Raw genomic sequence first — 26,014 nt, 5'->3', positions numbered from 1 at the left:
GAATATAGTAAGCATTATCGGGTTCTGCTCCTCGTTCTAAATCTTCCCTAGCTAGAGTTGTGGAACCCATACTTTTAATTTTTAAACCCAATTCTACCACCAAAATCCGAATAAACAATCCGATTAATTCTCGATAAAACTCGTGTTCTTCTAGGGGCATAGTAATTTCTAAAGTGCCACGATCATAAAATAAATGGGCGCGATTATTTTCCCCTAGTGCCTGTAAAATTTGCTGATAGGATAGCCAATTGAGATGATAAAAAGTAACCCGTCTTTCTGCCCGGATTTCGCTAGTATTTAACTCCAGAGGAACTGTCACCATAACTGCCCCGAAAAGCGAAATTTATGCCCAAAAAAAGGGGGTTGACTCACCCCCTGATCATCTTATCAAACCAGTGCCGGAACCTGGGGCCAACGCCCGATCGCCTTACCAATGACCGCTAACTCCTGAGTTAATCGATCGAATCGGTCGGGGGTCAAGGATTGCGGCCCATCAGATAGGGCCTTCGCCGGGTTAGGATGTACCTCGATCATCAAGGAATCGGCCCCGGCTGCCAGGGAAGCCATGGCCATGGTCGGGACATATTCCCATTTACCCGTACCGTGGCTAGGATCGATCATGATCGGCAGGTGAGTTAAAGTTCTTAAAACGGGAATACAGGATAAATCTAGGGTATTGCGAGTATATTTACTGTCAAAGGTGCGGATACCGCGTTCGCAGAGAATGACATTGCTATTTCCTGCGGCGAGGATATATTCTGCCGCCATCAACCAATCTTCAATAGTGGCCGCCATGCCGCGCTTGAGTAGGACCGGTTTCGGTTGCGCCCCAACTTTTTTCAGGAGGGAAAAATTCTGCATATTGCGCGCCCCCACTTGCACCACGTCGGCTATTTCGACAATCTTATCGAGATCCGCTGCGTCCATTACTTCCGTGATAATACCCAAACCACTGGCATCTCTAGCCGCCGCTAGTAATTCCAAAGCGCTTTCCCCGTGACCTTGGAAAGCATAGGGAGAAGTGCGGGGTTTGTAGGCACCACCGCGGAGGAATTGCGCTCCGGCTGCCGCCACTCGTTTGGCAGTTTCCACGATCATCGCTTCATTTTCCACCGAACAGGGGCCGGCGACAATGCTAACGGTATGATTTCTGCCGATGGGGATAACACCGTTAGGAGTGGGGACTAAAACCTCGCTGTATTCGCCGTGACGGTATTCTAAAGAGGCGCGTTTGAAGGGTTGTTCGACTCGCAGGACGGTTTCGATCCAAGGGCTTAATTCTTGGATTTGTAGGGGGTCTAATTCCCGGGTTTCTCCGACTAAACCGATGACAACTTTATGCTTACCGACGATTTTTTCGGGACTTAATCCCCATGCCTCGAATTCGGCACTGACGCGCTCGATTTCAATTTCCGGGGAACCAACTTTCATGACAATAATCATGGCATTAACCTTTTATTTTTTTCTTTAATCTCTATTGTTGACGATTTCTAGAGGTTATCTATTTTTCTTCCACTTCTTTTTTGCCGGACCGCCATGCGGCGATCGTTCTGCCAAAATTAGCTTGAAATTCTTGCCATCCTAGCCAATCCCCCACCCGATCCTCATCCCAAGAAGCGGAGAAGATGCCATAACTCAGACCGATGAAACCTAGACCAAATAGGCTTAAACTGACGAGCATGGCGACGTAGGAAGGGATTTCGAGAAGATCGTGGCTAATAATCCAGTAGAAGCCAAAAAAGGAAGCTATCCCCAGTGCCGTCGGCAGGCCACAAAATACCGCCATCCGTTTGGCCATCCGTTGACTGACCACTTGCGGAATCGCCTTTAAGCTGGTTTCCTCGGAGCGATTTTTTAGGGGCGGTGGCACGGGACTAGGGGCAATTTTCGGGGTTTTTCGCTTATTTTGGCGCGGCTCAAAGGGGAGACGTTCTTTTTTCTCCGTCGATTTCGATTCAGAGGCCATGGTAGGGATGCAAAGGGGGTATGCTTAACGGCGAATTCCGAGACGACCAATCAGGGTTTGATAACGTTGTTGATCTTTCTTCTGGATATAGGTTAACAGTCCCCGACGACGACCGATCATCTGGAGTAATCCCCGACGGGAAGCATGGTCTTTCGGGTTAGCTTTCAGGTGTTCGGTCAGTTGGTTGATTCTCTCGGTTAAGAAAGCTACCTGTAACTCCGATGATCCTGTATCGGTTTCGTGGGCCTGATATTGGCTGATTAGTTCTTGTTTTTTGGTCTGGGTTAAGGCCATAGGACTCGTGATCTCTGCTTAAACACTGCAATCTATCATAGTATCACGTTTCTGGTCGATCCGTAAACATTGTTCGGGAGGCAGGTGATAGGGAGATAGGGTGATAGGGTGATAGGGTGATGAGACAGCTTCCCCACCCCCCCACTTCCCCACTTCCCTATCTACCCCACTTCATAATCCATAATTCCCACACCCCACACCCCACACCCCACTTCCCAATTCCCCATTTCCGCAAATCATGGCAAAATCTTAGACATAGCGTCTAACTTACCCTGAAGATTCCATGCTGTTAAAATCCACGACCCGTCATATTCGCATTTATACGGCTGAAGTAAAAAATAATCAATTAATCGAGAGTAACAATGTCTTGACTCTTGATGTGGATCCCGATAATGAATTTAATTGGGAAGAAGTGGCTCTCAATAAGGTTTATAGTAAGTTTGATGAATTGGTAGAGTCCTACAATGGGGAAGAACTGAGCGAATATAATCTCCGTCGCATCGGTTCAGATCTAGAACATTTTATCCGTTCTCTCCTGCAAAAAGGGGAAATTAGCTATAATCTCAACGCCAGAGTGCAGAACTACAGTATGGGTTTACCGAAATTAGGGTGAACGATTCCGCGTCAGTCCCCACCCGGATACCTAGGGGGGTGGGGAATTGGCCTCGCGGCAATGAAGCGAACAATTGCCCGTCACTCATCCCTAATAATCGGATTGATTGAAATGTACCTTAAGTCCCACTTTCCGCACTTCTTAACAGCCTACAATCCTTTACCAGTAAGGACTATAGCGACAATGATTGATTTTTATCCAAGTGAAGAATTGTAATTTTTTTTCTTAGAAAAAACCAATTATTGAAAATGTTCTCAATAGTAGTTTCTACAGTGAAGGTTTTTCGTCAAAACAGTTTGGGGAATGTAAAGATATATAAAAGTATATGAAGATAGGCGGAATGTCGGTTAAATCGACAATAGCAGACAGTGCCGGTGCCGAGCAGCTAAAACTTAATAAAAAGGCGACAAAACTTAATAATGTCCAAAACAGCTAATTATGCCCCTCGTTGGCTCTCTGGTTGGTGAAAGCAAAATCTAGGCTAATCCGATAATAACCTGCTTGCAAATCCTGCTAGGGTGGTTTTATCTGTTAAAATTTCTTGTCGTCGTGAAGTAAAGCGGGAAGAGTATGCGAATTCTATTTGTGGGTGCCGAGGCCGCCCCAATTGCCAAAGTTGGGGGAATGGGGGACGTAATTGGGGCATTACCGAAAGTCTTGCGTCAGCTAGGTCATGACGTGCGGATTTTTCTGCCCTACTACGGTTTTCTCCAGGAAAAAATGGACATCCCTTCCGAACCCATTTGGTCAGGATTCGCCATGTTTCAGGATTTTTTAGTCTATGAGACGGTTTTACCCGATACGGATATTCCTCTCTACCTCTTTGGTCATCTAGCTTTCTCTGGACGCAATATCTACGGAGGCGAAGATGAGGCCTGGAGATTTACCCTATTTGCCAATGGTGCGGCGGAATTCGCTTGGAATTACTGGAAACCGCAAGTTATTCACTGTCATGATTGGCATACGGGCATGATTCCCGTCTGGATGCACCAAGACCCCGATATTAGCACCGTTTTTACTATCCATAATCTCGCCTACCAGGGTCCTTGGCGGGAGGCATTAGAAAAAATGACTTGGTGTCCTTGGTATATGCAGGGCGATAATACCATGGCTGCGGCGGTTCAATTTGCTAATCGCATCACCACCGTTTCTCCCACCTATGCCCGTCAAATACAGACCCCCATTTATGGCGAAAATTTAGAGGGATTATTGTCCTATATTTCCGGCAATCTGGTGGGGATTGTCAACGGCATCGATACGGAGGTGTATAACCCGGCTAAAGATGTTTATCTTAAGCAGAATTTTACCCCAGAAACCATCGAAAAACGTCTGGCTAATAAAATTGCCCTGCAAGAAGAAGTGGGGCTACAGGTCAGTAAAAGTGCCTTTGTCATGGCGATGGTGACGCGTTTGGTGGAACAAAAAGGTATTGATCTAGTGATGCAAATTTTAGATCGCTTTCTCACCTATACTGATGCACAATTGATTATTTTGGGTACAGGTGATCGCTATTATGAAACCCAACTATGGGAGATGACTTCCCGTTTCCGGGGGCGAATGTCCCTGCATCTTCTCTATAGTGATGCCCTTTCCCGTCGCATCTATGGGGGGGCCGATGCTTTGTTAATGCCTTCCCGTTTTGAACCCTGCGGCATTTCCCAATTAATGGCCATGCGTTACGGTTGCATCCCCATGGTACGCCGCACCGGTGGTTTAGTCGATACGGTATCTTTCCACGACCCAATTCAGGAAAAAGGAACAGGATTTAGTTTCGATCGCTATGAACCTTTAGACCTGTTTACCTGTATGATCCGGACTTGGGAAAGTTTCCGTTATAAACAGGATTGGCAAAAACTACAGCAACGGGCAATGACTCAAGATTTTAGTTGGTATAAATCCGCTTTGGAATATCTCAAAATCTACAAACAAATCACCGGACAATCGGATCAATTATCCGATGAAGAAAAAGATAAATTTGTCGCCCTGACTAGCAGTTAAATCCTCCTTGATTAGGGGTGAAGATATATCACCCCTACTGGCTAGAAATTAATCGGTAACGGCATTGAGAAGAACTTCCGCTAGGGTCATATCTTCCATATCATCGATAGTAATTGTGTCAACGATATCGAATTTGGCCCCCGCCGATTCTAGCTGATCGTCTAAAGCTTTAAGAAATTCGGTTGCTTGTCGATCATGGCCTACTTGAATCAGAGAAATGGCTAATTCTTCATCCCTATCGAGTTTTCGAGAAGCTTCGATAATTTGACGCATCACCGCTTTGCGATCATCTGGTTCTCCGTCGGTAATCACCAGAATAGTTTCTCCGTTGGGTTTAGTTTTGCCAGCAGTTTTGCGCTGAAAATAATTATTGAGGGCATCTTGAAGAACAGCGGCTAGGTCTGTCCTCCCCATAGGTTCATTTTCTTGATAAATTTGTGTCACCTTATCGGAAGTAACATTATCATAGCGTCGGAAACGTCCGGAAAAAAGATAGATAGTGATGCCGTCGGGATCGAATTCCTCGCACTTTCTAGCCAAGGCGAGGGTGGATTCTTGGGCAATTTGCCAACGGGTTTTCTCGCTGGGTTTATCAGCAGTGGACATACTGCCACTTTTGTCAATAATCAGAGTATAATCTCTGTTTTCTACCATAGGGGCTATACCTCCAAGCAATTTGCGCTCGTCCTAGTCTAATAATTATTAAACTCTAGGATGGAAACTCTACCTCGATCGACTAGGGTTTTTTAACTATTGGGGGGAGGAGACAGCGCCCCCAACAGCAGAAACTATCGCCAGAAAACCGGTCGGGCTAAAATGAAAAAAGTATGAAAATTATTGCTTAACCCGATATTGTTAAATTAGCCGATGAGTGATAGCAAATCGATCGCCTTAACCGAGAAAAAGCCAGATAATCCACCTTCTTGGAGTTTTTGGACGGTGTTTAGTTCCACCTTCCTAACCATATTTTTGGCTGAAATCGGCGATAAAACCCAATTAGCCACCCTTCTCATCAGCGCCGAATCCCAATCCCCCTGGGTGGTTTTTGCCGGGGCAGCCAGCGCTTTAATCGCTACCAGTCTCCTCGGTGTCCTGATCGGTTATTGGATTGCTCGTCGTCTTTCCCCCAAAACTTTAGATATCGGTGTCGCTATCCTTCTCCTTTTGATCACTGGTTTACTGATCGGCGATATTCTCTAAGCAATCAGTATTCAGGAGTCGGTCGTCAGGAGACTCCGAGACAGGAGATAGGGTGATAGGGTTTTGGGGTGATAGGGTGATGAAACAGCTTCCCCATCACCCCACTTCCCCACTTCCCCACTTCCCCACCTCCCCATCACCCATCTCCCTAGAATTTATGAATTGGCAATTATTCGGACTGACATTTATCACGGTTTTTTTGGCAGAAATCGGCGATAAAAGTCAATTAGTAGCGATCGCTCTCGGTGGCAGTTCCAAATCACCTAAAGCTGTCTTTTTTGGCTCAATTACCGCCTTAATCTGCACCAGTTTCTTAGGAGTCCTTGCGGGCGGCAGTATGGCGCAGTTATTCCCCGCTAAGATATTAAAAGCGATAGCGGCCATTGGTTTTGCGCTGCTTGCTGTCCGGCTGCTTTGGCCAGATTCGGATTGATAATTGGGTTGGGCTGAATATTACTGGAAGCCTTACTAGAAAACGGTTTTGGCACTTTTTCCAGGCACGCGAGGCTATTGTGTTATTATGACTTCCCCGACCGGCGACCGACTCCTGATAGCTAAAAAACTTAGGTAAATTCCAGAAAAATCATTAATTTTTTCTAAAAAAGTAGCAAAAATTACAAAAAATATCCAAAAAGTAGCGAAAATCACAAAAAATCTGCTAACCTAGCCGTAATATCACACAGATATTCGTAGAAAGATTCCCGAAAATCTCCTCAGCAAAAACATCCGTGTGAAGTAGCTAATATTGTCAGCGAGGTTAGTTCAAGATCATCATGTCAAATTTAGGACGACGTAAATTTCTCCTGTACGGTTCTGCCGCTTTGGGAACCAGTATTCTGTTAAAAGCTTGTGGTGGCAATCAAAGCCAAACCCCCACGGCTAGTCCTAGCCCGGCTGCTAGTCCCGCCCCAGCCTCTGGAGAGACAATTAAGGTGGGTATTCTGCACTCCCTCAGTGGCACCATGGCCATCAGTGAAACCAGCGTAGTTGATGCGGAAAAACTGGCGATCGAGGAAATCAATGCCGCCGGTGGTGTTCTTGGTAAACAGATCGAGGCAGTGGTGGAAGATGGCGCTTCCGATTGGCCAACTTTTACCGAAAAAGCCACCAAACTGATCGATCAGGACAAAGTTGTGACTGTCTTCGGTTGTTGGACTTCCGCCAGTCGTCAGGCAGTTTTACCCGTGTTTGAAGCCAAAAACCATATGCTCTGGTATCCCGTCCAGTACGAGGGTCAAGAGTGTTCTAGGAATATCTTTTACACCGGTGCTGCCCCCAACCAACAGATCGAGCCGGCAGTCACTTGGTTGCTGGAAAATAAAGGGAAAAAATTCTTCCTCGTCGGTTCCGACTACGTTTTTCCCCGCACTGCCAACACGATTATTAAAGAGCAGTTAAAGGCGAAAGGCGGCGAAACCGTGGGCGAAGACTATCTACCCCTAGGTAACACGGAAGTTACCCCGATTATCACCAAAATTAAGCAAGCTTTACCCGATGGCGGCGTTATTTTCAACACCCTCAACGGTGACAGTAACGTGGCTTTCTTTAAACAACTGCAAGCGGCCGGTTTAACTCCCGATAAATATCCGGTCATGTCGGTGAGTGTTGCCGAGGAAGAAGTTAAACAAATCGGTAAGGAATATCTCCTCGGTCAGTACGCTTGTTGGAACTATTTCCAAACCGTAGATACCCCCGCTAACAAAAAATTTGTTGAGGCTTTTCGAGCCAAATACGGTCCCGAGCGCGTCACTAACGACCCCATGGAGGCGGCCTACATCATGGTCTATCTCTGGAAGCAAGCGGTGGAACAAGCGGGAACCGCCGATGATCTCGACAAAGTTCGCGCCGCGGCCGTGGGACAAAAATTCGATGCTCCCGAAGGACCGGTAGAAATGTTCCCCAATCATCATATCTCCAAAACCGTCCGCGTTGGTCAGGTGAGAGATGATGGTCTATTTGACATTGTTTGGTCAACTCCGGGGGTAGTGGATCCGCAACCTTGGAACCAATTTGTCCCCGAAACTAAGGGCTTTGCCTGTGACTGGACGGATCCGGCTAAGGGCGGTAAGTTCAAAATGGAAAAATCCTAGTTTTAGGAGTTTTTTCAGACAATAACGAGAGTGCGGTGAGCATTACTGCTCACCCCACTTTTTAAAGCTTAAAAATGCACAGGAATAACGAAAAGTGTCAGCATTATTGGAAGGATTGTTTAATGGTATTAGCATCGGTTCTGTGCTATTGCTGGCGGCTTTAGGACTAGCGATTGTTTTCGGACTGATGGGGGTAATTAATCTAGCTCACGGTGAGTTAATGATGTTAGGGGCTTATACTACTTTTGTGGTGCAGAATATCTTTAAAGGTTTTGAAGATATTTATATTTTAAATGTCTTTCAAGCTTTCCGTATTTCTCTCTTTGATACTTATGTTTTATTCGCCCTACCGATCGCTTTTTTAGTGTCGGGATTGGCGGGATTATTATTAGAAAGGGGGGTGATTAGGTTCCTCTACGGCAGACCCCTAGAAACGCTGCTGGCCACTTGGGGAGTCAGCTTAATTCTGCAGCAATTTGTCAGAAGTGTCAACGGCTTATTAGTAATTAGTTTAATAGTTTTCTGTCTGTTATTTTTTGGGGCGATGACGCTGTTAAGTCGTCGCCTAGATTGGGAGAGAATTCGCAATTTAGCTATTGGTATCACCCTGCCTTTATCCCTAGCTATCGCTGGATTATTAGGCTATCTTTTATCTTTTAATCCGGTTCTCGCTCGACCCTGGTTTAGTGCCAGAAACGTCGATGTCACGGCTCCTGCCTGGTTACGGGGAGGTTTACCTTTACCCGGTTTTCAAATGCCCTACACCCGTCTATTTATTATCATTTTAACTGGCCTTTGTTTGTTAGGGACTTATTGGTTTTTAAATAAATCTTCTTGGGGTTTACGCATTCGTGCCGTCACCCAAAATCGCCAGATGAGTGCCTGTTTAGGCATTCCGACAAATCAAGTGGATGCTTTGACTTTTGCCCTCGGTTCGGGATTAGCCGGAGTTGCTGGTTGTGCGATTAGTTTCTTGGGTTCCGTCGGTCCAAATGTGGGACAAAATTATATCGTTGATACCTTCATGGTAGTGGTGGTGGGGGGAGTGGGTAATCTCCTGGGAACTATTATCGCGGCTATGGCGATCGGTGTGGCTAATTATTTAATTGGTTCGGGAACTTTTGCTCTGATTTTTGGTTCCGTAGAAGCCCTAAAACCCCTAACGGATTTCTTCACCTTTTTCTCCACCACTAGCATGGCAAAAGTGATGATTTTTGCTTTAATTATTGCTTTCTTGCAATTCAAACCTGCGGGAATTTTTCCTCCTAAAGGACGTACTGCTGAGTTATAGATTATGATTACCGAAACCATCACTAGAAAAGAATCCCGACAACGGGAAAAGAAAAAGTTAATCACGGAAATCGCTGTTATTGTTGGTTTAGTGGTCATCTTTGCGGTGTTACTGCCCTTAGCTTTGTCGGCTTTCCGCTTGCGTTTATTGGGGCGATTTCTTTCCTTCGCTATTGTCGCTTTGGGGATAGATTTAATCTGGGGTTATACGGGTTTATTAAGTCTTGGTCATGGCATATTTTTTGCCCTCGGTGGTTACGCTTTGGCCATGTACCTAAATCTTCAGTTACCCCCCGGACAAATGCCCGAATTTTTTACTCTCTACGGGGTGACAGAATTACCTTTTATTTGGCAACCTTTTTATTCCCTACCTTTGACAATTCTAGCCCTAATTATTGTACCAGCGATCGTGGCAGGATTATTAGGTTATTTAATCTTCCGCAATCGCATTAAAGGGGTTTATTTCTCGATTTTGACCCAAGCGGCTTTACTGGTATTTTTTAACTTTTTTAACGGTCAACAGAAGTTAATTAACGGCACTAATGGCTTAAAAACCGATACCCAAACAATTTTCGGTTTGCTGGTGGGTTCCGATGCCGTTCAAGTGGCCTTTTATTTACTCACAATTGTCTGTTTACTGGCTATTTATCTCCTCTGTCGTTGGTTAACTACGGGCAGATTTGGGCGCTTGTTAGTCGCCATTCGCGATGATGAGGTGCGGGTTCGTTTTTCTGGTTATGATCCTACTTGGTTTAAGGTGTTAGTTTTTGCCATTTCTGGGGCAATTGCCGGTGTTGCCGGCGCTCTTTACACCGTGCAAACGGGAATTATCACCCCTAACTCTATGGATGTGGCTTTTTCCATTGAAATGGTGATTTGGGTGGCTGTGGGGGGACGTGCTACCCTTGTGGGGGCAGTTGTCGGTACTTTATTAGTACGCCTAGCCCAAACTTTTTTAAGCGAACAATTTCCGGAAGTCTGGGTATTTTTCCAAGGGGCCCTATTCCTAATTGTGGTGACAGTGCTTCCCGATGGTCTTCTCGGTGGAATTAAACGTTTGCTGACTCATTTTGGTTTCCGCAAAACTTTAATTACCTATCCTAGTATTGAGGAAGCTCCGGAAGTGCAACTGGAAAGAGAAGAATTAGAGCATAAGTGATCTTAGCTATCAGTTATCAGTTATCAGTTATCAGTTATCAGATGTGAGTTTTCAGTTCACTGATTACTGCTGACTGTTCACTGAAAATACTTCCCTATTCCCTCTTAGAAATTATGACTGGAAAAATCTTAGAAATCGAGAATCTTACCGTTAGTTTTGGGGGTTTTAAAGCTCTCAATAATCTTAATTTCAGTATGGATACGGGAGAATTGCGGGTGATTATCGGTCCCAATGGTGCGGGAAAAACCACTTTTTTAGATGTGATTACGGGGAAAGTGCAACCCACCATCGGACGGGTATTATTTAAAGGTCGAGATCTCCGCAAAATTCCCGAATTTGCGATCGCTCGTTTAGGTATTGGTCGCAAATTCCAAACTCCTAGGGTATATTTAAATCTAACTGTCCGAGAAAATCTCGATTTAGTTAGCAACCGTAATAAAAATGTTTTCTCAACTCTTTTCGGTCGTCCTCCGCTAGAAGATAGCAGAAAAGTTATTGGTTTATTGGAAATTATCGGGTTAACTGCTAAAGCTGATTTATCCGCTTCTTTACTTTCCCACGGCGAAAAACAACGCTTAGAAATTGGTCAATTAGTGGCCCAGTCACCAGATTTACTGCTAGTAGATGAACCCGTAGCAGGATTAACCGATGAGGAAACGGAAAACGTGGGTAATTTGTTATTAAATCTAGCGGAAAGTCATTCAATTATTGTCATTGAACACGATATGGAATTTGTCCGGCAAATTGCCCGTAAAGTCACGGTTTTACACCAAGGAACCGTTCTCTGTGAGGGGAATATGGAGCAAATTCAAAATGATCCGAAAGTTATTGAAGTTTATCTAGGTTCCTCGGAAGAATAAAGAATCAAACGATTAAAATTAGTTAAAAAGGGTTGACAATGTTACACATATCTGATCTCAATGTTTACTACGGAGAAAGTCATATTTTAAGAGATGTTGATCTTAACATTAATGCGGGAGAAATGGTCTGTTTAATCGGACGTAATGGCGTGGGTAAAACTACCCTATTAAAAACCTTGATGGGTATCTTAAAACCGCGAGCGGGAACAATTAATTATGAGCAACAAAACCTGATTAATAAAACCTCAGATCAAAGAGCCAGATTAGGACTGGGTTATGTGCCGCAGGGTAGGGATATTATTCCCCGTTTAACGGTAAAAGAGAATTTAATTCTCGGTTTGGAAGCTTTACCCACAAAAAGAAAAAATGCCACAATTCCCGAAGAAATCTTTGATTTATTTCCCGATTTAAAAACCATGTTATCGCGGATGGGAGGAGATTTAAGTGGTGGACAACAACAGCAATTAGCCATCGCTCGCGCCTTAGTGGGGGAACCAAAATTATTAATTTTAGATGAACCCACGGAAGGAATTCAACCGTCAATTATTCTCGAAATTGAAGCAGCGGTGCGGCGTATTGTTGCCAGTAAAGGAATCGCCGTTTTATTAGTAGAACAACACCTGCATTTTGTCCGCCAAGCTGATCGATATTACGCCATGCAAAAAGGGGGAATTGTTGCTTCCGGTTTCACGAGCGAATTAAGTCAAGAAGTCATTCAGCGATTTTTGGCGGTTTAAACTTAACTTTTTCCTTGATATATGACTCAAATAGTCGTAATTGGTGGCGGGGCAGCGGGATTTTTTGGCGCAATTAAAGCGGCAGAATCTAACCCAAAAGCTGGCGTTACTATTCTAGAAGCGGCAAAAGAACCTCTGGCGAAAGTGCGGATTTCGGGAGGGGGACGCTGTAATGTCACCCATCATTGTTTTGATGTTTCCCAATTGGTTAATTATTATCCTCACGGTGGCAAAGCACTACGGGGAGCTTTTAGTCGGTTTCAACCCCAAGATACTATTAAATGGTTTGAATTGCGGGGGGTAAAACTAAAAACAGAAGCCGATGGGCGAATGTTTCCCAGCACCGATAATTCTGAAACTATTGTTAATTGTCTGCGGGAAAGTGCGACTTTTGCTGGGGTTAATTTAAGGCTAAATTCCCCAGTTAAATCGGTAAAAAAACAGGAAGAAAGTTTTTTGATTGAATTAAAAAGAGAGGAGCAAATTAGGGCAGATAAGCTTTTAATTGCTACGGGAAGTAGTCCTTTTGGTTATCGCACCGCTCAAGATTTAGGTCATTCTCTAATCTCTCCTGTCCCTTCTTTATTTACCTTTCAAATTGCCGATCCTCGTCTGAAAGATTTGTTAGGGGTTACTGTGGATAAAGTGCGAGTTCGTCTTGGGGGAAGCAAATTAGAACAAATCGGACCCTTGTTAATTACCCATTGGGGAGTCAGTGGACCGGCTATTTTAAAACTTTCTGCTTGGGGAGCGCGGTTACTTCACGAGCATCATTACCGAATGCCTTTAATCATTAATTGGTTGGGGGATTATCATCCTGAAAAATTGCGAGAAATTATCTTACAAACTAAAAGTGAATATCCCAAAAGAAAACTTTTTAATCATTGTCCCTTTGAGCAGTTACCTAAGCGTCTTTGGCAGAGTTTATTAAGTTACTTGACTGTTAACTCGGAAACTCCCTGGGCCGAATTATCTAAAAATACTCTCAATCGATTAATGATTGAATTACAGCAAGGGGAATATCAAATCAAAGGAAAAGGGGTGTTTAAGGAGGAATTTGTCACCTCTGGGGGAGTGAATCTTCAGGAAGTGGATTTTAAAACTATGGAAAGTAAAATCTGTGCGGGGTTATATTTTGCCGGGGAGGTATTAGATATCGATGCAGTCACGGGGGGATTTAATTTTCAAAGCGCTTGGACCACTGGTTATCTCGCCGGACAAGCTATGGGTAATAGATAGCAGTATGCCGGTGTATTGGGCTGCCCCAATACACCCGACGGCAATCAAACTCCGAGAAAATCTCACCTTAACCGATAGTTGATAACTGGTTCCTTGATGTTGCTATTCCCAAATTGGACCGGCTGCAATTATTTCTTGGGAGGCAGTGGTAAATTGACGGAAATTTTCCACAAAACGATGGGCCAATTCTCGCGCTTGTAGGTCGTAGGATTCGCCATCTTGCCATGCTTGTCGCGGGTCGAGGATTTTTTTGGGAACTCCTGGGACAATTTCGGGGACGAGAACTTGAAAGATGGGATGAGGATGGAAAACGACTTCCTCTAAATCGCCATTTAAAGCGGCGGAAACCATAGCCCGGGTGTGTTTGATCGAAATGCGATCGCCGACTCCGTAGGGACCGCCGGACCAACCAGTATTAATCAGATAAACGGAGGTTTCGGGATGTTGTTCTAAACGTTCCCCTAACATTTGGGCATAGACGAGGGGTGAGAGGGGGAAGAAACATTGACCGAAACAACTGGAAAAAGTCACCTGTGGGGCTGTGATTCCCCGTTCCGTTCCCGCTAATTTGCTAGTATAGCCGGAGAGGAAATGATACATCGCCTGGTTCGTGGTTAATTTGGCGATTGGTGGCAGTACCCCAAAAGCATCGGCAGTTAAGAAGATAATAGTTTTCGGGTGGGTTCCCATGCCAGATACGGCACAATTAGGGATATAACGCAGGGGATAGGCGGCGCGGGTGTTTTCGGTCAAACGTCCATCATCGTAGTCGGGAAGGCGATTATCGGGGGAAAGGATCACGTTTTCGAGAATAGTGCCAAATTGAATCGCCGCCCAGATTTGGGGTTCGTATTCGGCACTTAAACGGATGGTTTTAGCATAACAACCGCCTTCAAAGTTAAAAATGCCGTCTTCTGACCAACCGTGTTCATCATCACCGATGAGGCTGCGTTTAGGATCGGCGGAAAGGGTGGTTTTACCCGTACCGGAGAGACCGAAAAAGAGGGCTGTATGACCGTGTTTATCGATGTTAGCGGCACCGTGCATCGGTAAAACCCCTTGTTTGGTCATCAGGTAGTTCATCATCGAGAAGACGGATTTTTTGATTTCGCCAGCGTAGCGAGTGCCACCGATGAGAACGATTTTTTTTGCCAGGTTGAGGACGATAAAGGCTTCGCTGTTCAGGTCGTCATCCTCGGGATCTCCCTGTAACCCCGGCAGGGCAATCACGGTAAAATCAGTTTGATGGGCAGCTAGTTCGATCGCACTGGGCCGGAGGAATAACTGATGGGCAAAGAGGTTATGATAGGCGATTTCGGTGACAACGCGCACGCCAAAGCGACAATTAGGATCGGACCCGACGTAACCATCGAAGATATATAGGTCTTTTCCCTGCACATAGGCGAGGACTTTTCGGTATAACTGCTGGAATTTTTCCTCGCTAATCGGGGCGTTATGCTGATTCCAGTCGATTTCCTTTTCGCTAGTGGCTTCTTTGACAATGAATTTATCTTTGGGGGAACGACCGGTATATTTACCCGTTTCCACCACTAAAGCCCCATTATCGGCTAAAACGCCCTCATGATGTTCGATCGCCTGTTCGACTAATTGCGGTACGGAAAGATTGCGATAAACGCGACCGAGATTTTTCATGCCTAGGTTTTCAAGGCCGTAGGTGGGATGAATTTGATTTTCTAATTCGTAATAGAAATTGACATTCTCCATGCGATCGGGCAAGGGACAAGAGATACTATCATTGGTCAGCGTGTGTAGAGTCGGCATAACCCCAATTCTCCTGATAATTTAGTTGTCGGTTTAGAGCTAAGTTCCAGGTCTCTGATTAGTGCAGTTATAGAAACTAGAAAAACTCCGTTCTCTGTCTTTTTTCACTCCCAGACACCTAAGAAGCTATATTGATTAGTTTATTTGACGATATTTGCCTGATTAATCTGGTCTTTTGCTGTCGGTAAAGCCAATCTTAGAGCGGTAATTCAGGATTATTTGCCTATTTACCCGTCATCTCCCAGTCAGGGTTTTTACCTTTTCCCTCTTGCCGATCTAACTGCTTTTTCTAGATATTTTTAGTCTAGCTGTACAATAGGATACAGACGATGTTTTTTTTACAAAAATTAACAGCTAAACAACATTGGTCAGCTAATCTAGCAGTTAAGCTGCCCGCGAATTTAAATTGCTTGTTGAGATGAGGCAACAGGCAACAGGCAACAGTAAAGGGATTTGGGTAGATTTAGCCAATCTCAAGGATAGGCGGTTAAAATGCGTCTTAGCCTATCTTCATGGTGGGGTAGGAAGTCTCTGGTTTTGGGCAACGTCAGAACAATAGCTGGTCGTCCGGAGATGATGCCAAGGCTCCTAAACGTGGTTAAATCGGTTTTGCCGCTAATAAAAAAAGTCGATTGACACAGGGCAAGTTAGCGGCCAAAATTAACTCTATTAGCCGTTGGCAAGCTCTAGAATTGATTGTGTAAGTAGTCGGACATAAATTCTGTTGTCTATCTTAAGAAATGTAAATTGCCGCAATTCTTACTGACGACCGACTCCTGACTCCTGACTCCTTACCCCACAGTTAACTTTACTTTTGTCCAACTACTTAAAAGGTTAATTAAGTCTAGCTCGATCTCGAAAAAAAACAACTAATAATGATCATCGCAGGAGAAAGAAGCGGAGTCGGTAAAACTACGATTACTCTGGCAATCTTGGCCTATTTAATCAGTCGTGGCGATCGAGTGCAATCTTTTAAAGTCGGGCCCGATTATATCGATCCCATGTTCCATAGTCATTTTACCGGTCGCCCCTGTCGCAATCTCGATCCGGTTTTAACTTCTGAAGACTATGTAAGAAACTGTTTTGCCCAACATTGTCAAAATGTCGATTATGCTCTGATTGAAGGGGTAATGGGGCTATTTGATGGTATTCAATTAAGCGATACTCAATTTCCCGATTATGCCAGTACCGCCCATATTGCCCGTATTTTAGGGCTTCCTCTGCTGTTAGTTATCGATTGTAGTCGTTTATCTACCTCTGTCGCCGCTATTGTCCGCGGTTATCAATCTTTAGACAAAAATCTCCATCTAGCCGGAGTTATCCTCAATCGGGTTGGCAGCGATCGCCACCTGCAATTACTGCAAACCGCCCTAGAATCGATCAATATGCCGATTGTCGGGGTTTTGCGTCGTCAAGATTCCCTGACAATTCCCGATCGCCATCTAGGATTGGTTCCCAGGGATGAACTAGGAGAAATCAGGCAACTGCAAGATCAACTGGCTTCTATTGCCCAAAACTGCTTTAATTGGGACATTCTCTTGCCTTTACTCACTATTTCTCCCCAAGAGAACCCGAAAAATCCCCCAGGAGCAAATAAGCTTTTTCCCCCTATCCGTATCGGTATTGCCAGAGATAAGGCTTTTAACTTTTATTATCCCGATAATCTCGATATTTTAGCCAATTTAGGCGCGGAATTAATCTTTTGGAGTCCCTTGCAAGGGGCAAATTTGCCCGAAAACCTGCAAGGGTTGTACTTTGGTGGCGGTTTTCCCGAAATCTTTGCCCCGGAATTAGCAGCTAACACCCCTATCTTAACTCAGGTGAGAAAAGCGATCGCCTCTGGAATGCCCACCTACGCCGAATGTGGGGGATTAATGTATTTATGTGACAAAATAGTTGATTTTGAGCAAAAAAACCATTCTATGTTGCAAATAATCCCCCAATCTGCTATAATGTCCCCGAAATTAACCCTAGGTTATCGGCAAGCCATCGCCAAACAGGAGACGATCCTGCTCAAAGCAGGTCAACCAGTGCGCGGCCATGAATTCCATCGCTCCCAATTAAGCGGGGTGAGCGACGCACCGATTTATCAACTGCAAGCATTCCCCAAAAGTGAGATCAATGCCGAAGGGTGGCAAGGTAAGAATCTGCACGCTTCCTATCTTCACCTACATTTTGGGGCTAATCTCAGCCTGCCGAAAAAATTTTTAGCTGCCGGCCTTGATTTTTTCCGCACAGCTGCGTTAAGCTAATTACAGATAAATTTGATAATCAATCCGTTAAGGGATACAGGAGGTGATGTCGATGGTAGAAAGTAGTAAAAGCATGGGTCTCCTAATCGACAATAGCCGGCTGTGCGCCGGGGCTGTTCTCTAGACCCCACGTCTAAACAAGATTTAGACTAGCTGGAGTTCCTTCCGGCAGTCTGGTGTCGATTCCGATGACCCGCTACACCGCCCTTACCGAGCAATTGGTAAGGGCGGATAGTTTTTGGGGGTTTCCCGTCATCTGGGAACCCCAGAACCAGAACTAATACCAATTTTTTCCTAAGTGAGCCTTTCTTGACTTTAACTCTACGGGCGCAAACTAACCCAGCGTCGCTTCTGGTTTGGGGACACCATTTTAACGCCTGTCACCGAGATAATATCATTGGCCAAATTCTCTGCCATCATGGGAATGAGTTGATTTATATTATTCTCATAAGCTTTTATCCAGAATTTAGCTAGTTTCTCTCTCGCCTCCTCATTGACATAGATAGTTTTACCCGGCGTAATCAATACCATTGCCACATCACCGGAGTTTTCCGTGACGGCAAAGACAAACTGATCACGGTCGGACTTGAGACCTTCGTACCAGTAGTCTATGTGTTCTTCTAATTCGTATTCATAGAGAGCGCGTTCCATCTTGCCATCTTCTAGCAAGGCTTTACGCAGTGTATTGGCTATCTTTCTTTTTTTCATGGTCTTGTCTCTGTTTTTATCGGCGTTAAGTTTTGCCCATTAGACATCACTCCATATTAAGAGTGCCACCAGAGAAATCATCAATTAACCTGACAACAACCCAGTTCAGTGGCCGTTATCAAAATCACAGAACCTTGCCCGACTCGTCTAGACGAGCCTGTTGTATGAGCTTAAGTTTTCTCTGTGTAAGGATTCTAACCTACTTTAGTTTTTGTTTAAGTGCCGTTAGGAGCGACAGGGTGGCCACTTTTTCAACTGGTCAAGGGAAAAAAAATGAGATCGCATCTTTCCCTAAGTAATTAAATTGTGTATAATGGCAAAAGAATAGAAAGGCTATATGCGTCGTCAAACTGTGTAGTCAACCTATAAGGTGTGAGGAAAAAACCATCATGTTAAGAATGTTCTGGAAATCATTGCTGGTTAGCCCAGCGATTTTAGGGGCTACCCTAGTAGCTTCCGCTAATGCTAGTAGCTTCGATCCCGCCAAATCTACCAGTGTTTCTACCGAATTTAACAATCTAGAAATCGCTCAAGTTCAGGACAACGCTGCAGGAACTGGCGAATTACTCAATCAGATCGAACAGTACGGTAACGAAGGTCAAGTGGCACCCGTACAGGGCAACACCATCGATCAAGTCACCAGCGTTAACCAACTGCGGGATGTTTCCCCCACCGCTTGGGCTTTCGAGGCTTTAAGAAGTTTAGTTGAACGCTATGGTTGTATTGTTGGTTATCCCGATCGCACCTTCCGCGGCGACCGAGCTTTAACCCGTTGGGAATTTGCGGCTGGTTTAAACGCTTGCTTAAACGTCATGGAACGTTTAATTCAAGATGGTGTCAACGTCCTCAAGGAAGACTTAGATGCCCTCAAGCGCTTGATGGATGAGTTCCAGGCCGAATTAGCGGCCTTGGGAGCTAGAGTTGATAACTTAGAAAGCCGGGTGTCTTTCCTCGAAAATAACCAATTCTCCACCACCACCAAATTAGCTGGGGAAGTTATTTTCGCTGTCACCGATACGGTCGGTGCTGGTAGCCCCGCCTCCCAGGCCGCCATGCAATACCGCGCTCGTTTGCTGTTAAACACGAGCTTCACCGGTCAGGACGTACTGAAAACTCGTTTAGCGGCGGGTAGTGCCACTCCCTTCGGATTTGATTACAAATCGACCACCACACTACAAAATGGTGATCCCGCTTCCGTCAGATTCGATAATCTGCAAAGCCCTTCCCTATTCCAAACTTGGACCGCGGCCGGTAACGGTAGCAATGTGGTTCTCGACTGGTTGGCCTACTATACCCCGATTGACTTAGGTTATTTTGGTCGCTTCAATACCTACGTCGCCGCTTGGGGCGGTATTTGGAATGACTTCGTTCCCACCACTAATCCCTTCTTTGAAGACTTCGACGGTGGTAATGGTGCGCTTTCGACCTTCGCTTCCGAAAACCCCATCTACCGTATCGGTGGTGGTTCTGGGGCCGGTGTTAGCCTACAGTTAGGCTTCCTCCAAAGCATTGTCGGTCCGACCTCCCTATCCTTGGGTTACTTAGCCGGTGGTGGTGGCTCTAGTTCTGCGGCCAATCCTAACCCGGGTAATGGTCTCTTTAACGGAGATTACGCCGCTCTAGCACAGATTAACGCTAACCTCTTTAACTTCCTCAACGTCGGCTTCACCTACGTTAACGCTTACCAAGGTGCCGATACCGCCATCTTCGGTAACGGTGGTTCCTTCGGTGTAACGGGTACTTCCGCTGCTAACCTTTCCCAAACTCAGTTAAATACCCTGCTCAACGTCAACGGCAACCCTCCTGGAGACGTCACCCTACAGGATGAAGTCGGTTTCTTCAACTTCGGAGCCAAAGTATCCAATAGCTACGGTTTAACCGGTGCAGTGGATATTGGTTTCGCCAGCTTGAGTGCCTTCGGTTCCTACTCCACCGTGCGTTTACTCGGTCTCGGTGATGCGGAAGTGTGGACCTACGGTGCTGGTATTGCCTTCCCCGACTTGGGTAAAGAAGGAAATATCTTAGGTCTGTTTGCTGGTGCGCAGCCCTACATCGGTCACTTAAGCTTCCGAGACATGGGGCTAAAAGTATCTAACATCGTTCCCTACCACGTTGAATTGTTCTACAAGTACCAAGTCACCGACAATATTTCTATCACCCCCGGTGTCATCTGGATTTCTGCACCTGAACAGTTCAAAGGCACTGGTAACGAGTGGATTGGCACTCTCCGCGGAACCTTTACCTTCTAGGATTTCCTAAATTAAACCCGAAACCCCACCCATGGTGGGGTTTTGTTTTAGGCAAATAGACGCTGATATTCTATCTGGATACAAGCATCCATAATCACATTTAAACCCGCCTCGATCGCTTTTTTTTCGGCAACTGGGTGATAAATTCTCAATTGTGTCCAAAGGGTAGCAGCCCGAATAGCAATAGCTGACTCGACAATTTCGGGTAGATAATCAGGATGACGAAAAACGTTAACAATATCCACAGGTTCGGGGATAGCCTCTAGAGAAGGATAGCAGCTTTGACCGTCAATTTGCTTGACCATAGGATTGACAGGATAGACTCGATAACCCACCGCTTGCAGGAATTTGGCCACCTGATAGCTGGCGCGGCTCGATTTCTCGGAATGCCCGACCACTGCGATAATTTTACTATTGCTGAAGATGGTTTTGAGCGCACCATCGTCTCCTTTAATATTCGGCATTGTCCCACCTATCTTAGAACAGAGTTTCGTTTCCCATAAAGATGAAGTGTAACCTAATTTGGCATCGACTTTTGACGGCAGCTTTAGCCACTCTGAAGAACTGGCAGCAATGTTTAACTTTTCTACAGGAAAAACAGTTATTAAAAATCCCAGTCAATCCCTCGGTATCTGTAGGAAAATTTACCCGATGGTCGCCCCTAAATCCTGTGACTTTAGTTAGCGCAAAACCTGATGAATTATCTTAGTATTATCATTCCGACTCTTAATGAGGAGTTAAGAATTGCCGCAACGTTAAAACAGATAGGTGCGGGGGTAGAAATTATTGTTGTCGATGGGGGAAGTACCGATAAAACTAGAGAAATAGCCGAACAATTGGGAGCGAAAGTAATTATTTCACCCAGAAAAGGTCGTGCATTTCAGATGAATTTAGGAGCCAAAATAGCCAAAGGAGATATTTTGTTATTTCTGCACGGAGATACTTTACTTCCCCAGGAATTTCAAGAACAAATTATCGATACTTTATCCCAATCTGGGATAGTAGCGGGGGCCTTTGAATTAAAAATTGATGGAGAGGAAAAATCCCTGCGTTTAGTGGAAAAATTAGTTAATTGGCGTTCTCGCTGGCTTTCTCTTCCCTACGGAGATCAAGGAATATTTTTAAAAGCCTCAATATTGGCAGATTTGGGCGGTTTTCCTGAGTTGCCAATTATGGAAGATTTTGAATTAATACAAAGATTGAAAAAAAGGGGTAAAATAGCCATAGTTTCTGCCGCGGTGATTACCTCGGCAAGACGTTGGCAAACATTAGGAGTTGGCAAAACTACCTTAGTTAATCAATTAGTTATTATTGGTTATTATCTAAAAATTCCGCCGCATTTGTTGAAAAGTTTTTATCGTTTATGGTAATAAATGCTTGCTGAAAAAGTATTTGAGGTCATTGTGTAATGTAGGGGCGCAACGCTTGCGCCCAAAATGTGACATTGTGAACATTTTTCAGCCAATATCCAAGAGAGGCAAAGACAATTATACAATCGAAGAAACCCTACCAAAGAAGAGGTTTCCATGGCGCAAACATTAACAAAAATAATTAAAAATGCGGGGGGAGTAAGCATTACTTATTGGTAGCAGGCAGTAGCAGTCTTTTGAAAAATACAATTATATAATCGAGGAAACCATACCAAAGAAGAGGTTTTCATGGCGCAAACATTAACAAAAATAATTAAAAATGCGGGGGGGTAAGCATTGCTTATTGGTAGCGGGGGCAACTCTAGCCATCCTAACCCCTTTGCAAGCCGCCCAAGCTGTAATTATCGATTTTCAAAGCTTAGAACAAAATAACTCAGTCGCTAATAATGTCGGTTTTACCTATACCGAAGACGGTTTTACCCTAGGTAACCTGTCTACTCCTTTTCCCTTTGCATTTTTTGGCACTCAGGAATTTCGTTACCCTGGTTCTACCGCCTTATTCAATGATACGAGTGATGGAATCACCAGATTAAACCAAAATGGCGGAGGCTTATTTGACTTAAATTCTATTCAACTAACTAGCCTCGTTGGTAATAGTAGTGTGACTATCAATTTTACAGGAACAAAAGCCGATTCTAGTACCGTTAGCCAAACTTTTACTACCGATGCAATTCTTAGTACCCTAGAAACTTTTACCTTTAATTCTAGCTTCACTAATTTAGTATCTGTTCAATGGATTCAGGCATCTCCGTTTCATCAGTTTGATAACATCAATGTCAGTGCTACACCGGTTCCCGAACCTTCGGCAATTTTAGGATTATTAGGTTTAGGACTTTTGGGCATCCGTTCTCAATTCAAACAAAAACGATAAATTGACAAGTATGGGGATGGGATTTTTTCCATCCCCACTTGAGGAAAAACGCGCTCTAGAAACCTTCCAAATTTAACTCTTAATTTGAGTAAACAATTTTTTTTAAATTCCCTGGCAATTACTCAAAAAATTTGACATCTTATAGCGGACAGGTAAAAATTAAAACTTTTCTTTGCCAAGGCACCGATCGATAGGATAATTGATCATCGGAACATCTGCTCTGAGAATATGTCTCTCGATCGCCGTCAATTTCTTTATCTTTTAGGTGCTACCCTTGGCACAGCCACTCTTGCTGGTTTTAACCCTGCCGCTTTTATCGAAAAAATTAGATTTATTCAGCCAACTCTATATAGGGTTTTCATCCCTTGTAACCCCATCCATGGCATAACACAAACCGAAGAACCAGGCTATCTTAGGTTTGGTGGGTAAAATGTATTCTAAGATACAGTCCTGCTGGCGAGGGAGTGGAAGGAACCACTCCAGACACAGAGGACACAAAGATTGATCGCTTCTATAGTAAGTTAAACTGATCACACAAAGAACTGATAGGCTTTTAGCGGCTTGAGAACAAGCTTTATCAATCTATTCATATAATTGAAAATTATCAAAAGCGCACACTGCCGGAAAGCCATTTATTTTTTACAATAGAAGATTCCCTAGATTATTTTTGCGGGAGGCAATCGGTGATTCTCAATTTTTCCTTAAGGATTGTAGCGGCCAAAGGCAGACTATTCTGTAAGTTTTCACTCTACAAAACCTATCGGGTGGTCAGTACCGCCCCCGTCGATGTCCTCTGGCAAAAATTAATCAATGTGGCCGATGTCTCTTGGCATCCTTTGATCGCCAAGGCTGATGTTCCCTTGGGTTTAATCGCTAAACCGGGGTTAATCTATCAAGCTGTCACCCGTCTGACTCCCATTCCTATCCGGGTTTTCGTGGAAAATGTCCGTCCCGGGGAACTTCTCAGCCTCAGAGTTCTCGCTATCCCCGGCATGGAACAGAAAATGACCTACCAAGTGGAATCAACCCTCTGTGGTAGTTATATTTCCTATTCTGTCACTCTGCGGGGTTGGCTGTCCCCCTTTATCTGGTGGTTAAGTCGTCCCTATCTAGCCAAAGTCGCCGCCCAACTGGCCCACGCCGCCGAAGAATTAACGGCCTAAAAAAAATTCTCCCCAATTGTGCTAATAAATAATCTGCCAAGGGTCAAGATCTAAGTCACAATGGTATATGGATAGACTTAAACAAAATTTTAGTCAGCTACATTGGTACATATAGTCTACTGATATCATCCCGACGAGTTGAGCGCAACAACCTCAATCCGCCGGGATGAACTATCTCTAGAGACTTTACTGATGAAGTAAGCTCTACAGGAGGGAACTATGGGGGAATTAAACACAGCCGAACTTCTAGTTAAATGTCTAGAGAATGAAGGGGTCGAGTATATTTTTGGGCTACCCGGGGAAGAAAACCTCGATGTTTTGGAAGCCCTAAAAAACTCCTCGATCAAATTTATCACCACCCGTCACGAACAGGGCGCCGCTTTTATGGCCGATGTCTATGGACGCTTGACGGGAAAAGCGGGGGTTTGTCTCTCCACTTTAGGACCGGGGGCGACTAACCTGATGACAGGGGTAGCCGATGCTAACCTCGATGGGGCGCCCTTAGTGGCCATCACCGGCCAGGTGGGAACCGATCGGATGCACATTGAATCCCATCAATACCTGGATCTGGTGGCCATGTTCGCCCCGGTGACGAAATGGAATAAACAAATCGTGCGGCCGGGTATCACCCCAGAAGTGGTACGGAGAGCCTTTAAAACCGCACAAAGTGAGAAACCGGGGGCAGTTCATATTGATCTTCCCGAAAATATCGCCGCTATGGCTGCCGATGGTCATCCCTTGCCCCTCGATAGTCAGGAAAAAGTTTACGCTTCCTACCGGACTTTGAACATGGCGGCGGCGGTGATTTCTAAAGCGAAAAATCCCTTGATTTTGGCGGGAAATGGGGCAATTCGCGCTAATGCTAGTGAGGCTTTAACGGAATTCGCCACGGCCTTGAATATCCCTGTGGCTAACACTTTTATGGGTAAGGGGGTGATTCCCTATACCCATCCTCTGGCTCTTTGGGCGGTAGGATTACAGCAACGGGATTTGATTAGTTGTGCCTTCGAGCGCAGTGATTTAATTATCGCTGTTGGTTACGATTTAATCGAGTATTCCCCGAAAAAATGGAATCCAGACGGGAAATTACCGATTATTCACATCGGCATGACTCCGGCGGAAATTGACAGCAGTTATGCCCCGGTGGTGGAAGTGGTGGGTGATATCACCGATTCTCTCATCGATATCCTCAAACGGGCCGATCGCCAGAATAAACCAACTCCTGTCACCGCGGGATTAAAGACGGAAATTCGGGCCGATTACGAAACTTATGCCAATGATACGGGTTTTCCGATCAAGCCACAAAAATTGATCTACGATCTGCGTCAGGTGATGGGACCGGAAGATATCGCTATTTGTGACGTGGGCGCTCATAAAATGTGGATGGCGCGCCAGTATCACTCCGATTGTCCCAATACTTGCATTATTTCTAACGGTTTCGCCGCTATGGGTATTGCTATCCCTGGTGCGATCGCCGCTAAGTTAGTTTATCCCGATAAGCGCATTGTGGCGGTGACGGGAGACGGCGGTTTTATGATGAATTGTCAGGAATTGGAGACAGCTTTGCGGGTGGGAACTCCCTTCGTCACTCTCATCTTTAATGATGGCGGTTACGGTTTAATCGAATGGAAGCAGTTAAACTATTTTGGGACCTCTTCTTTTATTAAGTTTGGTAATCCCGATTTTGTTAAATTTGCCGAAAGTATGGGATTAAAAGGCTATCGGGTGGAATCTGCTCAGGATTTGATCCCAATACTAGAGGATGCTTTCCGGCAAGAGGTGCCCACGGTGATCGATGTTCCCGTCGATTACGGTGAAAATCTGCGTCTTTCCCAAAAATCGGGCGATCTAAGCTGTCAGATTTGGGAATAGAAGTTGATAACGGCAAGCAACCCCCTCGGTAGCTTGCCGTTATCTTCTCGAAAAAAATCCCCTAACTAGGGCTGGCTGAATAAATGTGAAATGTAGGCAGGGTAAGGGTTTTGTGGCTTTTCTTGCTCCCACAGGTGCAAGATTTTGAGAGAATCGTGCTTCAAAACCTGGCGTCTTCATCGGCCCGCGTCCTGTAGGGGCGAAGCATTCGGATAGAAAATCTCCGGTTTCACCGATAGGT

At 44.9% G+C, this 26,014-nt stretch carries 26 protein-coding genes and 1 pseudogene; 19 read left to right on the top strand and 8 right to left on the bottom strand.

From position 1 onward, the window contains the following. The 4 genes and pseudogenes from IM500_RS20790 to rpsO form a co-directional block, all read right to left on the bottom strand. Nucleotides 1-322 (bottom strand): annotated as a pseudogene (locus tag IM500_RS20790) (Uma2 family endonuclease); the annotation flags it as partial. A gap of 65 nt (nucleotides 323-387) precedes the next feature. Next, nucleotides 388-1,443, bottom strand: a complete 1,056-nt coding sequence (gene aroF, locus IM500_RS20785; protein ID WP_045360366.1) for a 3-deoxy-7-phosphoheptulonate synthase — start codon at nucleotides 1,441-1,443, stop codon at nucleotides 388-390. Nucleotides 1,444-1,501: 58 nt separating this feature from the next. Further along, a complete protein-coding gene (locus IM500_RS20780) occupies nucleotides 1,502-1,966 on the bottom strand; it encodes a PAM68 family protein (protein WP_002763019.1) in 465 nt (154 codons plus the stop codon). A gap of 24 nt (nucleotides 1,967-1,990) precedes the next feature. Further along, the gene (rpsO, locus tag IM500_RS20775; RefSeq protein WP_002738807.1) at nucleotides 1,991-2,260 is read right to left on the bottom strand and encodes a 30S ribosomal protein S15; all 270 of its coding nucleotides are present in this window, start codon (nucleotides 2,258-2,260) and stop codon (nucleotides 1,991-1,993) included. Between the two features lie 283 nt (nucleotides 2,261-2,543). Between rpsO and IM500_RS20770 the strand changes: the two genes are divergently transcribed. Together IM500_RS20770 and glgA are read left to right on the top strand one after the other, a co-directional pair. Then, nucleotides 2,544-2,873, top strand: coding sequence for an NAD(P)H-quinone oxidoreductase subunit M (locus IM500_RS20770; protein ID WP_002738864.1), 330 nt, complete (start codon nucleotides 2,544-2,546; stop codon nucleotides 2,871-2,873). Between the two features lie 570 nt (nucleotides 2,874-3,443). Next, the gene (gene glgA / locus IM500_RS20765) at nucleotides 3,444-4,871 is read left to right on the top strand and encodes a glycogen synthase GlgA (protein ID WP_190723484.1); all 1,428 of its coding nucleotides are present in this window, start codon (nucleotides 3,444-3,446) and stop codon (nucleotides 4,869-4,871) included. 48 nt (nucleotides 4,872-4,919) lie between these two features. Here the strand turns inward: glgA and IM500_RS20760 are convergent, their stop codons facing one another. Further along, complete coding sequence (locus IM500_RS20760) at nucleotides 4,920-5,525, bottom strand: vWA domain-containing protein (protein ID WP_002733700.1); 606 nt, start codon at nucleotides 5,523-5,525, stop codon at nucleotides 4,920-4,922. A gap of 213 nt (nucleotides 5,526-5,738) precedes the next feature. On the opposite strand from IM500_RS20760, the gene IM500_RS20755 reads away from it, so the two are divergent. From IM500_RS20755 to IM500_RS20720, 8 genes are all read left to right on the top strand, one after another. After that, the gene (locus IM500_RS20755; protein WP_190356454.1) at nucleotides 5,739-6,071 is read left to right on the top strand and encodes a TMEM165/GDT1 family protein; all 333 of its coding nucleotides are present in this window, start codon (nucleotides 5,739-5,741) and stop codon (nucleotides 6,069-6,071) included. Between the two features lie 157 nt (nucleotides 6,072-6,228). Further along, nucleotides 6,229-6,504, top strand: coding sequence for a TMEM165/GDT1 family protein (locus IM500_RS20750; protein ID WP_002732425.1), 276 nt, complete (start codon nucleotides 6,229-6,231; stop codon nucleotides 6,502-6,504). Between the two features lie 340 nt (nucleotides 6,505-6,844). Continuing rightward, nucleotides 6,845-8,161, top strand: coding sequence for an urea ABC transporter substrate-binding protein (gene urtA / locus IM500_RS20745; protein WP_190723482.1), 1,317 nt, complete (start codon nucleotides 6,845-6,847; stop codon nucleotides 8,159-8,161). Nucleotides 8,162-8,255: 94 nt separating this feature from the next. After that, entirely contained in the window at nucleotides 8,256-9,452 is a 1,197-nt protein-coding gene (locus IM500_RS20740) for an ABC transporter permease subunit (protein ID WP_004163064.1), read from the top strand. Between the two features lie 3 nt (nucleotides 9,453-9,455). Then, nucleotides 9,456-10,610 (top strand): urea ABC transporter permease subunit UrtC, encoded by a 1,155-nt coding sequence (gene urtC, locus IM500_RS20735; RefSeq protein WP_190723480.1) that lies wholly within the window; start codon nucleotides 9,456-9,458, stop codon nucleotides 10,608-10,610. Nucleotides 10,611-10,723: 113 nt separating this feature from the next. Continuing rightward, nucleotides 10,724-11,470 carry an urea ABC transporter ATP-binding protein UrtD gene (gene urtD, locus IM500_RS20730; RefSeq protein ID WP_052275869.1) on the top strand — a complete coding sequence of 249 codons (747 nt, stop codon included), beginning with the start codon at nucleotides 10,724-10,726 and terminating at the stop codon, nucleotides 11,468-11,470. 38 nt (nucleotides 11,471-11,508) lie between these two features. Beyond that, nucleotides 11,509-12,207 (top strand): urea ABC transporter ATP-binding subunit UrtE, encoded by a 699-nt coding sequence (gene urtE / locus IM500_RS20725; protein WP_287739454.1) that lies wholly within the window; start codon nucleotides 11,509-11,511, stop codon nucleotides 12,205-12,207. 21 nt (nucleotides 12,208-12,228) lie between these two features. Further along, nucleotides 12,229-13,446, top strand: a complete 1,218-nt coding sequence (locus IM500_RS20720) for a BaiN/RdsA family NAD(P)/FAD-dependent oxidoreductase (protein ID WP_287739453.1) — start codon at nucleotides 12,229-12,231, stop codon at nucleotides 13,444-13,446. 102 nt (nucleotides 13,447-13,548) lie between these two features. Here IM500_RS20720 and pckA read toward each other — a convergent pair whose 3' ends face one another. Continuing rightward, nucleotides 13,549-15,228, bottom strand: a complete 1,680-nt coding sequence (pckA, locus tag IM500_RS20715) for a phosphoenolpyruvate carboxykinase (ATP) (protein ID WP_190723474.1) — start codon at nucleotides 15,226-15,228, stop codon at nucleotides 13,549-13,551. A gap of 418 nt (nucleotides 15,229-15,646) precedes the next feature. On the opposite strand from pckA, the gene IM500_RS20710 reads away from it, so the two are divergent. Beyond that, nucleotides 15,647-15,787: a hypothetical protein gene (locus tag IM500_RS20710; protein WP_002759867.1), complete on the top strand. Its 141-nt coding sequence runs from the start codon at nucleotides 15,647-15,649 to the stop codon at nucleotides 15,785-15,787. Between the two features lie 316 nt (nucleotides 15,788-16,103). Continuing rightward, nucleotides 16,104-17,480, top strand: coding sequence for a cobyrinic acid a,c-diamide synthase CobB (locus tag IM500_RS20705; RefSeq protein ID WP_287739452.1), 1,377 nt, complete (start codon nucleotides 16,104-16,106; stop codon nucleotides 17,478-17,480). Nucleotides 17,481-17,801: 321 nt separating this feature from the next. Here IM500_RS20705 and IM500_RS20700 read toward each other — a convergent pair whose 3' ends face one another. Beyond that, a complete protein-coding gene (locus IM500_RS20700; protein WP_004163047.1) occupies nucleotides 17,802-18,188 on the bottom strand; it encodes a hypothetical protein in 387 nt (128 codons plus the stop codon). A 389-nt stretch (nucleotides 18,189-18,577) separates the two neighbouring features. Between IM500_RS20700 and IM500_RS20695 the strand changes: the two genes are divergently transcribed. Continuing rightward, nucleotides 18,578-20,437, top strand: coding sequence for an iron uptake porin (locus tag IM500_RS20695; protein ID WP_061431204.1), 1,860 nt, complete (start codon nucleotides 18,578-18,580; stop codon nucleotides 20,435-20,437). A 47-nt stretch (nucleotides 20,438-20,484) separates the two neighbouring features. On the opposite strand, the gene IM500_RS20690 is transcribed toward IM500_RS20695, so the two are convergent. After that, the gene (locus tag IM500_RS20690) at nucleotides 20,485-20,901 is read right to left on the bottom strand and encodes a CoA-binding protein (protein WP_125731644.1); all 417 of its coding nucleotides are present in this window, start codon (nucleotides 20,899-20,901) and stop codon (nucleotides 20,485-20,487) included. Between the two features lie 41 nt (nucleotides 20,902-20,942). Between IM500_RS20690 and IM500_RS20685 the strand changes: the two genes are divergently transcribed. The 6 genes from IM500_RS20685 to IM500_RS20660 all read left to right on the top strand — a co-directional run bounded on the left by IM500_RS20685 (nucleotide 20,943) and on the right by IM500_RS20660 (nucleotide 25,773). Continuing rightward, entirely contained in the window at nucleotides 20,943-21,146 is a 204-nt protein-coding gene (locus tag IM500_RS20685; RefSeq protein ID WP_190723468.1) for a hypothetical protein, read from the top strand. Then, the gene (locus IM500_RS20680; RefSeq protein WP_190723466.1) at nucleotides 21,133-21,807 is read left to right on the top strand and encodes a TIGR04283 family arsenosugar biosynthesis glycosyltransferase; all 675 of its coding nucleotides are present in this window, start codon (nucleotides 21,133-21,135) and stop codon (nucleotides 21,805-21,807) included. Before IM500_RS20685 ends, IM500_RS20680 begins: the two co-directional genes overlap by 14 nt. A gap of 319 nt (nucleotides 21,808-22,126) precedes the next feature. Next, nucleotides 22,127-22,738 (top strand): PEP-CTERM sorting domain-containing protein, encoded by a 612-nt coding sequence (locus tag IM500_RS20675; RefSeq protein ID WP_287739451.1) that lies wholly within the window; start codon nucleotides 22,127-22,129, stop codon nucleotides 22,736-22,738. Between the two features lie 228 nt (nucleotides 22,739-22,966). After that, nucleotides 22,967-23,167: a twin-arginine translocation signal domain-containing protein gene (locus IM500_RS20670; protein WP_190723462.1), complete on the top strand. Its 201-nt coding sequence runs from the start codon at nucleotides 22,967-22,969 to the stop codon at nucleotides 23,165-23,167. A 254-nt stretch (nucleotides 23,168-23,421) separates the two neighbouring features. Next, entirely contained in the window at nucleotides 23,422-23,901 is a 480-nt protein-coding gene (locus tag IM500_RS20665; RefSeq protein WP_041804515.1) for a hypothetical protein, read from the top strand. Nucleotides 23,902-24,120: 219 nt separating this feature from the next. Next, nucleotides 24,121-25,773, top strand: a complete 1,653-nt coding sequence (locus tag IM500_RS20660; RefSeq protein ID WP_190723460.1) for an acetolactate synthase large subunit — start codon at nucleotides 24,121-24,123, stop codon at nucleotides 25,771-25,773. The last annotated feature ends 241 nt before the right edge of the window (nucleotides 25,774-26,014 follow it).

This window comes from Microcystis sp. M179S2 (assembly GCF_020245805.1).
Taxonomy (GTDB): Bacteria; Cyanobacteriota; Cyanobacteriia; order Cyanobacteriales; family Microcystaceae; genus Microcystis; species Microcystis aeruginosa.
This window is presented reverse-complemented; position numbering and strand designations above follow the sequence as displayed.

Bases quoted from the DNA above. Each gene is read 5' to 3' on its own strand.
- aroF (WP_045360366.1), bottom strand. From the start codon at position 1,443: ATGATTATTGTCATGAAAGTTGGTTCCCCGGAAATTGAAATCGAGCGC.
- IM500_RS20780 (WP_002763019.1), bottom strand. From the start codon at position 1,966: ATGGCCTCTGAATCGAAATCGACGGAGAAAAAAGAACGTCTCCCCTTT.
- rpsO (WP_002738807.1), bottom strand. From the start codon at position 2,260: ATGGCCTTAACCCAGACCAAAAAACAAGAACTAATCAGCCAATATCAG.
- IM500_RS20770 (WP_002738864.1), top strand. From the start codon at position 2,544: ATGCTGTTAAAATCCACGACCCGTCATATTCGCATTTATACGGCTGAA.
- glgA (WP_190723484.1), top strand. From the start codon at position 3,444: ATGCGAATTCTATTTGTGGGTGCCGAGGCCGCCCCAATTGCCAAAGTT.
- IM500_RS20760 (WP_002733700.1), bottom strand. From the start codon at position 5,525: ATGGTAGAAAACAGAGATTATACTCTGATTATTGACAAAAGTGGCAGT.
- IM500_RS20755 (WP_190356454.1), top strand. From the start codon at position 5,739: ATGAGTGATAGCAAATCGATCGCCTTAACCGAGAAAAAGCCAGATAAT.
- IM500_RS20750 (WP_002732425.1), top strand. From the start codon at position 6,229: ATGAATTGGCAATTATTCGGACTGACATTTATCACGGTTTTTTTGGCA.
- urtA (WP_190723482.1), top strand. From the start codon at position 6,845: ATGTCAAATTTAGGACGACGTAAATTTCTCCTGTACGGTTCTGCCGCT.
- urtC (WP_190723480.1), top strand. From the start codon at position 9,456: ATGATTACCGAAACCATCACTAGAAAAGAATCCCGACAACGGGAAAAG.
- urtD (WP_052275869.1), top strand. From the start codon at position 10,724: ATGACTGGAAAAATCTTAGAAATCGAGAATCTTACCGTTAGTTTTGGG.
- urtE (WP_287739454.1), top strand. From the start codon at position 11,509: ATGTTACACATATCTGATCTCAATGTTTACTACGGAGAAAGTCATATT.
- IM500_RS20720 (WP_287739453.1), top strand. From the start codon at position 12,229: ATGACTCAAATAGTCGTAATTGGTGGCGGGGCAGCGGGATTTTTTGGC.
- pckA (WP_190723474.1), bottom strand. From the start codon at position 15,228: ATGCCGACTCTACACACGCTGACCAATGATAGTATCTCTTGTCCCTTG.
- IM500_RS20710 (WP_002759867.1), top strand. From the start codon at position 15,647: ATGAGGCAACAGGCAACAGGCAACAGTAAAGGGATTTGGGTAGATTTA.
- IM500_RS20705 (WP_287739452.1), top strand. From the start codon at position 16,104: ATGATCATCGCAGGAGAAAGAAGCGGAGTCGGTAAAACTACGATTACT.
- IM500_RS20700 (WP_004163047.1), bottom strand. From the start codon at position 18,188: ATGAAAAAAAGAAAGATAGCCAATACACTGCGTAAAGCCTTGCTAGAA.
- IM500_RS20695 (WP_061431204.1), top strand. From the start codon at position 18,578: ATGTTAAGAATGTTCTGGAAATCATTGCTGGTTAGCCCAGCGATTTTA.
- IM500_RS20690 (WP_125731644.1), bottom strand. From the start codon at position 20,901: ATGCCGAATATTAAAGGAGACGATGGTGCGCTCAAAACCATCTTCAGC.
- IM500_RS20685 (WP_190723468.1), top strand. From the start codon at position 20,943: ATGAAGTGTAACCTAATTTGGCATCGACTTTTGACGGCAGCTTTAGCC.
- IM500_RS20680 (WP_190723466.1), top strand. From the start codon at position 21,133: ATGAATTATCTTAGTATTATCATTCCGACTCTTAATGAGGAGTTAAGA.
- IM500_RS20675 (WP_287739451.1), top strand. From the start codon at position 22,127: ATGCGGGGGGGTAAGCATTGCTTATTGGTAGCGGGGGCAACTCTAGCC.
- IM500_RS20670 (WP_190723462.1), top strand. From the start codon at position 22,967: ATGTCTCTCGATCGCCGTCAATTTCTTTATCTTTTAGGTGCTACCCTT.
- IM500_RS20660 (WP_190723460.1), top strand. From the start codon at position 24,121: ATGGGGGAATTAAACACAGCCGAACTTCTAGTTAAATGTCTAGAGAAT.